Origin of the sequence: Promicromonospora sp. NPDC060271 (assembly GCF_042726755.1) — a bacterium.
Lineage (GTDB): Bacteria > Actinomycetota > Actinomycetes > Actinomycetales > Cellulomonadaceae > Promicromonospora.
Genome location: NZ_JBHXBG010000192.1, coordinates 1 through 10039, shown reverse-complemented (window position 1 = coordinate 10039; position 10039 = coordinate 1). Strand labels below are relative to the sequence as shown.

Sequence of the window (10039 nt, the reverse complement as noted above, 5' to 3'; positions counted from 1 at the left end):
GTGCTGGGCGTCCTCGGCACACGCGCCCTGATCAGCACCGACGACGGCGGCCAGGCCACCGTCGCGGAGGAGCTCGTCTTCTCCGACGTCGCGCTGGCGCGGGTGCTCGCGCCGGGCATGCGGGTCACCGGAGTCCTCGACCCGGCGCGCCGCCTCCTCGACATCCGCGGCATGCTGCCCGACGCCGACGCGCTGCGCCGGGTGGTCAACGCCACCTACCGGGTAGGTCACGTGGTGCTCGGCCGGGTAGAGGTCGTCGAGCACGACGCGGTACGGATAGCGCTGGCGCCCGGCGTCGTCGTGCGCGTGCGCCGCGCGGAGATCACCGGCAACGACCTGGACCTGCTGAGCGACCTCTTCACACCCGGCGAGGTCGTGGCGGCCCGCCGGGTGCCCGCACCGCTCGACGGCCTGGCACTACGGCTCGACGACGTCGACGAGACCGAGGACGAGCCGGTCCCCGCGATAGCGCTCCTGGACGACGGGCCGCCCTGGCTGGAGCTGCCGCCCCCGCTGCCGATCGAGCCTGTCGAGACCCCTCGCTCCTCGCTGGTCGAGCCTGTCGAGACCCGCCACCTCCCGCCGGCCGCGCCTGTGGTGACCTCCCGGCTCCCGCTGATCGAGCTTGTCGAGACCACGCCGCCCTCGGCCGACGACTCCCCGCCCACACCCGCCGACCTGTTCGGCCCGCGCCAGACCGACCCGGTCCGCGAACCTCCGGCCCCTGACACCGGCCCGGTGCCAACGCCCCCGGGCGGCCAGCGGGCCCCGACCCCCGGCGACGTGGCCGCGTGGCACGCCGGCGGGCACGACGCGCTGCCGTCGCCCACGTCGTCCGCGTCGGCCGAGTCGCCGGCGGAGCCGCCGGGCAAGGCCGCACGCGACCTCAGCCTCTCCCTCGACGCGGCGCGGGCCCAGGTCTCGGCGCTCGGCAAGGAGCTGCTGGACGACAAGGTCAAGCGCCACCAGGTCGAGCTGGAGGTGGACCGGCTGCTGAGCCGGGTCGGCGAGCTCACCGAACGGCTCGAACGCAGCGAGCGCCGCGCCGAGCAGCAGGCGACGGCCCTGCGCAAGGCGCGGCAGGAGGCGGCGCGGCTCCGCCGTCGGCTGGGGGACGCCGGGGTCGAGGTGCCGGAGGACCGGCACTTCGTCGACGACGAGGAACAGCTCCGGTTCGAGGTGCTGAGCGAGTGGGCCCGGGCGATCCCGGCCGCCGAGAAGGCCGGGCGCCCCCTGGCGGAGTACACGCTCGGCCCGCGGTTCCTCGCCTCCCTGACCGACGTCGAGGGGGTCAGCCGCGACCGGGTCGTGTGGACGCTCGTCATGGTGCTCACCGGGCTGGCGCCCGGGATGAACGGTCTGCAGGTCCACCGCCTGCGAACGGGCGCCGGCGGCGACGACCCCGCAAGGCTCCGCGACGACGGGGGCGTGTGCTGGCGGGTCTCGCTGCAGGTCAACACGCCGTCGGCCCGGAGGCTGCACTACTGGAAGCTGCCGGGCGGGTCCTACGAGCTGTCGCGCGTCGTGCTCCACGACGACGTCGAGCCGTAGCCTCCCGCGCCCGCGAGCTGGACGACCGGTCCCCAGGCGATCTGGGACCACAACCCGGCCCGTAGTGGCCGCAGATCTCCTGCTGAACGGTCGTCCGACTTCCGGGCGGGCCACGTGGTGCTCACCCCGACAGGGTCGAACCGAGCGGCCGGGACTCGTCGAACCCCGGGAGCACGAGGAACGTGGCGCTCGCCGTCGGGGTGACGAAGTCCGTGAGCGAGTCGGTCTCGTCGAGCCGGTGCTGCGTGCGGACGAACGTGTCGAGCTCGCGCTGGAAGCAGACGAAAAGCAGCCCGGTCTCGCCGGGGTCGTCGCCGACGGCGGGCGTGGCGAACGTGTAGCCGCGCCGGAGCATGAGACCGCTGCCCGTGAAGGAGGGGTGCGCCGCACGGGCGTGGGACCGTGCGGGCACCAGGTACTCGCCCGCTGGCGTCTTGGCGTGCAGGTCGACGTCGTCGGACAGGGTGCCGCCGGACAGCGGGGCGCCGTCGGAGCGGCGTCGTCCCATGACGGCGTCCTGGCTCTCGGGCCCCAGCCCGGCGAACCGTTCGGTGTCCAGGACGAGCCGCCGCACCACGCAGACGGTGCCGCCGGCCACGCGGGGGTCGCCGCCGTCGTCCGCCGTGGGCAGCCAGACCTCGCGCGCCAGCTCGTCGTCGCCGTGCGGGACGACTATGCCGTCGTGGAAGCCGAGGGGGTTGCGCACGACGGTGCCCTCGCCGGGTCCGCGGAAGCAGGGCTCGGACCAGCGCAGAGCGGCGTCGCCGAGCGCGGCGCGGAGCTCGCGGAGCGCGGTGGGCAAGGCCAGCGGGTCGGAGCCGTGCAGGGCGAGCAGGAGGTCACCACCCTGGCGGCGCGGGTCCATCGCTCCGTCGCCCGCGAAGGTCGGGAGCTCGGTCGCGCCGGGGAGGCCGGGGTCGATCCCGGCGACGAGCCGGGGTCCGAGCCCTACCGTGACGGTGAGGTCACCGGGGCCGTCGGGGAGCGGCCGGGCGCCGTCCGGCCCGGCGCCGTCCGGCCCGGCGCCGTTCGTGACGGCGAGGATCGCCGCACCCAGGGCGGCGAGCCGGGGACCCAGCTCAGCGGGGCCGTCCGGCAGGTCGAGCACCGCGAGCAGGCCGAACCGTTGCGGCGTGGCGGGCCGGGCGATCCCGGCCTGGGTGGGCCCGGTGGCCTCCACGCCGTCCGACGACGGTTCCCGGGTGTCCGTGCCGGATCGGGCGGACGTCGGCGTCCGGCCGTAGGCGTCCGGGCCGCCGAACGCCCCGGTGGCGGCCATCCCGCCGGCCGTTGCGGCGAGGCCCGCGATCGCGCCGCCGGTGCCGAACAGCAGCTCTCTCCGGCTGACGCCGCTCATCCGGCACTCCTTCGGGTATCGGGGATCGCACGCGGGTCGACGTCCTCGAGGACCGCAGGGACGGTCACCGTGGCGTCCTCCAGGGTGACCACCGCCCACTGCTTGCCGAGCCGTACGTCCACCCGGTGCGCGAGGCCGGTCCGGTCCACCCAGTAGTGGATGCCCGCGGCGTCCGGGTCGGCTTCGTCCATCCGACCGTCGGTCGGACCCGCGAACACCGTCACCGCCTGCCGGCCCGCGGTGTCCTCGCGCAGCCAGAGCGCGCCGCCCTGCCTGATGAGCAGCGGGTTCTCGGGGCGGTCCGCGCCCAGCCCCGCGAGCACGGTCAGTACGACGGCGAGGGGTGAGCTGCCCGCGTCCAGCTTTCCGGCCTGCCAGCCCTCCAGCGACGTCACGGGTTCGCCGAGGTGGTCGCCGGCCGTCGTCGCGAGGATGCGGCCGTCCCAGACGATCCGGTCCGAGGGCACGCCGTCGGCCGAGACGAGCCCGTAGCCGGTGTGCGTCGTGTAGTCGTACCAGCCCTCGAGGGCCACGTCGTGGCCCTGGTCGGTGTACGTCGCCGTGACCTTGCGGCTGCCCGCGTCGAAGTTCCGGAACCGCACGCTCGCCAGCCGCTCGGACTCCGCCACGGTGACCGGGCGTGCGCCGCTCACCGCTGCCGGTTCGGCGTCGTCGGAGCAGGCGGCGGTGAGCAGCAGCGTCATCGCGACGAGAGCGAAGGCGACCTGTCGCCGCGTCATGCCACGCCGCTCCGTTCGGCGAGCAGGTCGGCGGCGGGGACGCCGTCCGGCAGCACCGCGTCGTCGGTCACGGCGGGCGGCAGCGGGCCCGGCACCGTCTCGACGCCGCTCATCCCGGGCTGGGGCGGTGGCGCGGGCACCTTCAGGAAGCTCATCCCGGGAGGGACCTCCACCCCGGGCAGGGCGTCGGGCGGGACGGCGTCCAGCGTCGACTCTGCCCCGCACTGCTTGCGCAGGCCCTGTGGCAGCGTGGACGGGCGCCCGCCCGCGCAGTTGTCCCGGGCCGGCGCCCGCGCCGCCGAGATGTCGGCGATGTCCACGCCGTTGGCGTCCAGGCCGGCGGCGGACCAGGCGCCGTCCATCCGGTTCCCGACGGCGGCCAGGTCCTCCGTGTTGGCGAGCAGGACCCCCGCGCGCGGGTTCCCGGCCACGAGGTTGTCCCGCAGCACGTTGTCCCGGCCGCCGCTGATGCCGACGCCGACGCCGAACCCGCCCTCGGCATGGGCGGGGGAGTCGGCGGCGTCGTTCGAGCTGATGACATTTCCCACAATGGTATTGCCGTGCTGCGGCGTAAACGCCTCCAGATAGTTCGACAGCAGCGTCATCCCGATCCGGTTGTGCGAGAACCTGTTTCCCGTCACCACCACCGAGTCGGAGGCGTTGGCATTCTCGAAACCAACGGCGTTGCGTTCTGCCACGTTATTGGTCACGAGAATGTCACAGTCCCTGCATTGCCCCACGTAGATGCCGGAATCGGCAGAACCGGAAGCGTAGGAGTCCGCGATGACGCCGTGGCGGGCGTCGAACGCGTAAATGCCGTACAGCCCGTTGTTCGACGCCGTGACGTTTTGGATCGCGAACCGCTCGACGGGTGGGAACTGCTCGGGGTCGAGCCGCTCGTAGCCGTCGAGACCGTGCGCGGTGGGGCCCGCTTCGTCATGCATGCCCGTCACGAGCACGCCGTAGTACATCGTGCGGCGCACGGTGAGGTTCTCGATGCGTACGCCGTCCGCCGTCGCGATGACGCCCGAGCCGCGCAGGCCCCCGCCGTCGATCACCACGTCGTTACGGTCGGTTCCCCGTAGCGTGACGTCGTCCGTGCCGATCAGGATCTCCTCGGCGTATGTCCCTGGGCCGACGAGGACGAGGTCACCGGGGGCCGCGGCATCGACGGCCGCCTGGATCGTCTCGAACGCCTCGGGAACCCGCAGGACGCCGGGCGTCCCGTCGGCGGAGGACGCCGGGCCGGCCGCGCAGGCCACGAGGGTGAGGAGAGACGCAATTGCAGCGGTTCGGGGTATATATCCCAACAATGATTGAAAGTGCCTCTTCGGTGGCATGGGCGGAGTCTAGGCAGGCGGGCCTGCCGCGCACCTGTTGAACCGCGATGTGCCTGCTGAAGAACTTGTTTGCCTTGGGCACTCGTTCTTGCGATTCCGATTCGTTCAGAAATGCACTCGCTTGCATTCCCGTGCGTCGCGGCAAAGTTTTCGGACATTACGCGGACGGCGGTGCTTTCGACTTGCACCGCCTACTCGCGTGGCATCTCATGACGTCGGATTGGCGAGATGCGCAGGTAAGCATCGTCCGTTTTATGACAGGAGAAAAAGACATGGGAGTTCGCCAGCGCTCTGAGCGCGGAGCGCATGGGTGGTGGGCCTCCTGGGCCGGAGCCCATGCACTCGGCCCGCGGCTCGACGTCCGACGAGTCGGTGTCTCGTCACCGCGCAGCCTCGTCGCGGGTGGTGGAGCGCTCGCGCTCGCCGCGGTGCTGATGGTTCCGGGAACGGTCCCGTCGGCCTCGGCGGCGCCGGACGACGTGATCGCCGCGGGCCAGGTCTGGGAGGACAACGACGGCGACGGCGCGTACGACGACGACGGCTCCGACGGGTTCCTCGAGCAGGGCGTCGGCAACGTCACGGTCACCGTGACCGACGCACTCGGAAACTCCGCGACCACGCGCACGAACCGCGTCGACGCGGCCGGCGGCTGGTCGATGACCGAGGGCGAGTTCACCGACCAGACCGGTGAGGTGCCCCATGTCGCCGACGGCGCGGCCGCCGCCGAGCTGCGCGTCACCTTCTCCGACATCCCTGACGGCTATGCGTCGTGGCTGGCCGGCGACCTCGCGGACAACGGTACGTCCGTGCAGTTCGTCGCAGCGGGCGACCAGTCCGTCGACTATGCGGTGCTGCCGCCGGAGGACCACCGCCCGCAGTCGCCGGACGTCGTCACCGCGATCCACTCGGCGGGCGACCCGCTGGCCGAGGGGACGACGGGGCGGCCCGCGCTCGTGGTCACCGACTGGGCGACCGCCCAGGACACGGGCAAGCGCGACATCGCCACCGTCGGCGACGTCGGCACCGTGTGGGGCACCGCCTACGAGCAGGCCGGCAACGCGTTCCTGGCCTCGGCGGTGTACCGAAGGAACGCCGGCCTCGCCGAGCACCGGTGGGACGGTTCGACGGACCGGGCCCTCGGCGCCATCTACCGGATCCCGGACGCCATCGACCCCGCGACGGGCGACGTCGCGGCAGGCATCGGGCCGTCGGGCAGCGTGGAGGCCTGGTTCTCCCTGACCGACCTCGGGATCGACGTCGGGACGGTCGCCTCGAACGCGGATCGCGCGCTGGCGGCGGCTGTCGACCCGACCGCCGACCCCGACGGGTTCGCGAACGCCGCGAAGGTCGGCCTCGGCGGCATCGACACGTGGACGGACGGTGTCACGACCTACCTGTACGTGATGAACCTCGCCGACGGCGACCTGTACCGGATCGACATCTCGCCGACGAACCCGGACAGCCCTGCGTTCGACGCGGAGTTCGTACCGACCGCGGGCGACGTGCTGCGGATCCCGCTCGGGCTCGGCGACGGCCAGCGCGGCTGGGCCGTCGAGGTGCACGACGACGAGGTGTACGTGGGCTGGGCCGACACCGGCTCCGCACCCGGCAGCTGCGCCGCCACCGCGCCTGGTGAGTCCACCGACAACTGGCCGCAGTGCGGCTCCACGGAGGCGTTGCGCGGCTACGTGGGCAAGGTCCCGGTCGACGGCGGCGCCGTGGCGCAGGTCATGGACGTGGACCTGGGCTACCCGCGCGGCAACCCGATGTCCTGGTGGGACGGCACGCAGCAGGGGAACGCCGAGCGGCACCCGCAGATCCGGCACTGGAACTCCTGGACCGACGTGTGGACGTGGGACAGCGCGGACGCGAACGGCGACACCTGGCCCGACGGGTCCGTCGGCTTCAGCAAGACCGCGGACGGCGCACCCGACGGTGCGCAGGCGTACCCGCAGGCGATCATGTCCTCGATCACGTTCAACACCGCCGGATACATGACCGTCGGTATGACGGACCGTACCGAGCTGCAGGGCGGCAACCGCCAGTGGGCGGCCGACACCGGCCAGGACGGTGGGACGTCGTCGCAGATCGTCTTCGAGACGATCGCCCAGGGCGACATCATGCTGGCCGGCCGGAACGCGGACGGGACGTACACGCCCGAGACCGGCGCGGCGGCGGAGGCGACGGGTCTGGACGGCGAGACCACCCAGTGGGCGAACGGCACCGCGCCGATCCTCGCGTCCGGTCCGGGCGGCAACGAGTTCCACGGCGACGACCAGGGCCTTGACGGCACCGTCTCGGGCGTCACCCACGAGGAGATCGCGCTGGGCGCCGTGCTCGACGTGGCCGGTGCGACGGACGTGGCCTCAACGGCGTTCGACCCGCTCGCGACGCTGCGTGTGCAGGGCCTCGTCTGGTTCGCCGACGGCGACGGCGCGGCGACGCGTGGCGTCGAGTTCACCGAGGACGAAGGGAACACCGGAAAGCCGACCGTCAGCTTCCAGAAGGGCGGTGGCCTCGGCGACCTCGACGCGCTGATCCCGCCGGCGCCCGTCGAGATCGGCAACCGCGTGTGGTTCGACGGCGACGGCGACGGCCTCCAGGACGCGGGCGAGCCCGGCATCCCCGGTGTCACCGTCGAGCTGGTGGACTCCGCTGACGCCGTCGTCGGCACGCAGGTCACCGCAGCCGACGGGACCTACTACTTCTCGTCCGACGCGACCGACACCGCGCACTTCACCGAGCTGGTGCACGGCGCCGAGTACACGGCGCGGTTCGTCAAGCCGGCCGACGGCGACCTCGCCGTCGACTACCTGGGCGCCGCGGTCACCGTCCCGTGGTCCGACGTCCTGTTCACCACCATGCAGGCGACCACCGGCGACAACCCGCACGCGGAGACGGACAACGCCGACGGCGTGAGCCCGCGCCCGGCGCCCCTGCCCGACGCGCCGGAGGCCGCCGAGGACGCGGACCGGACCGACTCGAACCCGGACCCGGCTACCGGCGAGTACACGTTCACGCTGGGCGGCTACGGCCAGAACGAGCACTCGATCGACGCCGGCGTGGTGATCCTCGGCTCGATCGGTGACTGCGTCTGGTCGGACCTGAACGGTGACGGCATCCAGGACGAGGGCGAGCCGGGCGTCGAAGGCGTCGTGGTGAACCTGTACGACGTCGACGGCGAGCTGGTCGAGACGACCACAACGGACGCCGAGTGCGAGTACCTCTTCGAGGGCCTGCCGCTGGGCGACTACACGGTCGAGTTCGTCGCACCGGACGGTTCCGTGCTCTCCCCGCAGGGTGCGGGCGAGGACCCGGCGGTCGACTCGGACGCCGACCCGGCCACCGGGATGACGCCCGTCGTCTCGCTGACACCCGCCAACCCGGTAGTCCTCGACGTCGACGCGGGGATCGTCCCGACCGACGAGGTGCTGGGCTCGATCGGTGACTGCGTCTGGTTCGACGAGGACGCCGACGGTATCCAGGACGACGGTGAGGCCGGCGTCGAGGGCGTGACGGTGATCCTGTACGGGGCGGACGGCGCCGAGGTGTCCCGGACCACCACGGACGCGGACTGCGCGTACCTGTTCACGGACCTGCCGCTGGGCGACTACTCGGTCGGGTTCACGGACCTGCCCGACGGGATGGCGTTCACCGAGCTGGGCGCAGGGGACGACCCGGCGCTCGACTCGGACGCCGACCCGGTCACGGGAGCGACGGGTTCGTACACGCTGACCGAGGAGGTCCCGGACCGCCTCGACGTGGACGCGGGCATCTACGAGCCGACGGAGCCGCTGGGCTCCATCGGTGACTGCGTCTGGTCCGACCTGAACGGCGACGGCCTCCAGGACGACGGCGAGCCCGGGGTCGAGGGCGTGACCGTTGTGCTGTACGACGCTGAGGGCGCCGAGGTGGCGACCACCACGACGGACGCCGAGTGCGCCTACCTGTTCACCGGCCTGCCGCTCGGCGACTACTCGGTCGAGTTCTCGGACCTGCCCGAGGGGACGACGTTCACGACGCCTGGTGCCGGGGACGACCCGGCGCTGGACTCGGACGCGGACCCGGAGACCGGCAAGACCGGCGCGGTGTCGCTGACGGAGGAGGTCCCGAACCGTCGGGACGTGGACGCGGGTGTCGTCTCGCCCGACGCGGTGCTGGGCTCGATCGGTGACTGCGTCTGGTTCGACGAGGACGCCGACGGCCTCCAGGACGACGGCGAGGCCGGCGTCGAGGGCGTGACGGTGATCCTGTTCGGGGCGGACGGCGACGAGGTGGCCCGCACCACCACCGACGCCGACTGCAGGTACCTGTTCACCGACCTGCCGCTGGGCGACTACTCGGTCGGGTTCACCGACCTGCCCGAGGGCAGGACGTTCACCGTCCCGGGCGCCGGGGACGACCCGGCGCTCGACTCGGACGCCGACCAGCTCACCGGCCGGACGGGGACGTACTCGCTGACCGAGGAGACCCCGGACCGTCGGGACGTCGACGCGGGCGTCGTGTCGTCCGACGAGGTCCTTGGCTCGATCGGTGACTGCGTCTGGTTCGACGAGAACGGGGACGGTCTCCAGAACGACGACGACTCCGGCGTCGGTGGCGTGACCGTGACCCTGTACTCCGCTGACGGTGACGAGGTGGCGACCACCACCACCGACGCCGAGTGCGAGTACCTGTTCACGGGCCTGCCGCCGGGTGACTACACGGTCACCTTCGGGGACGTCCCCGAGGGGATGTGTTTCGTGGCACCGGGAGCCGGCGACGACCCGGCACTCGACTCCGACGCCCACCGGAAGACCGGTGAGACCGGCACGGTCGCGGTGGCCGAGGGCAACCTCGACCGGTCGGACATCGACGCCGGCCTGCGTGACTGCGCCGACGCGACGCCCGGGGACGACCCGGGCGAGATGGCCAGCACCGGTGCCAACGTGGTGCTGATCGCGCTGCTGAGCGTGCTGCTGGTCGCCGTAGGCACGGTGCTGGTGGTGTGGCGCAACCGCCGTCGGCACGGTGCCTGACGGTAGGTGAACCCGAGCGGACGGCCCTCGCAC

At 72.6% G+C, this 10039-nt stretch carries 4 protein-coding genes and 1 pseudogene; 2 read left to right on the top strand and 3 right to left on the bottom strand.

Translation table 11 applies throughout. The features are described 5' to 3' along the window. Positions 1–1551 (top strand): annotated as a pseudogene (locus ACFWE2_RS22085) (hypothetical protein); the annotation flags it as partial. Positions 1552–1672: 121 nt separating this feature from the next. On the opposite strand, the gene ACFWE2_RS22080 reads toward ACFWE2_RS22085, so the two are convergent. Genes ACFWE2_RS22080 through ACFWE2_RS22070 form a run of 3 tightly spaced genes read right to left on the bottom strand, consistent with a single transcriptional unit; the run spans position 1673 to position 4910 of the window. Then, the gene (locus ACFWE2_RS22080; protein ID WP_377226355.1) at positions 1673–2908 is read right to left on the bottom strand and encodes a Dyp-type peroxidase; all 1236 of its coding nucleotides are present in this window, start codon (positions 2906–2908) and stop codon (positions 1673–1675) included. Further along, a complete protein-coding gene (locus ACFWE2_RS22075) occupies positions 2905–3648 on the bottom strand; it encodes a hypothetical protein (protein ID WP_377226354.1) in 744 nt (247 codons plus the stop codon). Before ACFWE2_RS22075 ends, ACFWE2_RS22080 begins: the two co-directional genes overlap by 4 nt. Further along, complete coding sequence (locus ACFWE2_RS22070) at positions 3645–4910, bottom strand: right-handed parallel beta-helix repeat-containing protein (RefSeq protein ID WP_377226353.1); 1266 nt, start codon at positions 4908–4910, stop codon at positions 3645–3647. Before ACFWE2_RS22070 ends, ACFWE2_RS22075 begins: the two co-directional genes overlap by 4 nt. A 350-nt stretch (positions 4911–5260) precedes the next feature. Between ACFWE2_RS22070 and ACFWE2_RS22065 the strand changes: the two genes are divergently transcribed. Then, positions 5261–10006 (top strand): SdrD B-like domain-containing protein, encoded by a 4746-nt coding sequence (locus tag ACFWE2_RS22065; RefSeq protein WP_377226352.1) that lies wholly within the window; start codon positions 5261–5263, stop codon positions 10004–10006. Positions 10007–10039: the final 33 nt, after the last annotated feature.

Bases quoted from the DNA above. Each gene is read 5' to 3' on its own strand.
- ACFWE2_RS22080 (WP_377226355.1), bottom strand. From the start codon at position 2,908: ATGAGCGGCGTCAGCCGGAGAGAGCTGCTGTTCGGCACCGGCGGCGCG.
- ACFWE2_RS22075 (WP_377226354.1), bottom strand. From the start codon at position 3,648: ATGACGCGGCGACAGGTCGCCTTCGCTCTCGTCGCGATGACGCTGCTG.
- ACFWE2_RS22065 (WP_377226352.1), top strand. From the start codon at position 5,261: ATGGGAGTTCGCCAGCGCTCTGAGCGCGGAGCGCATGGGTGGTGGGCC.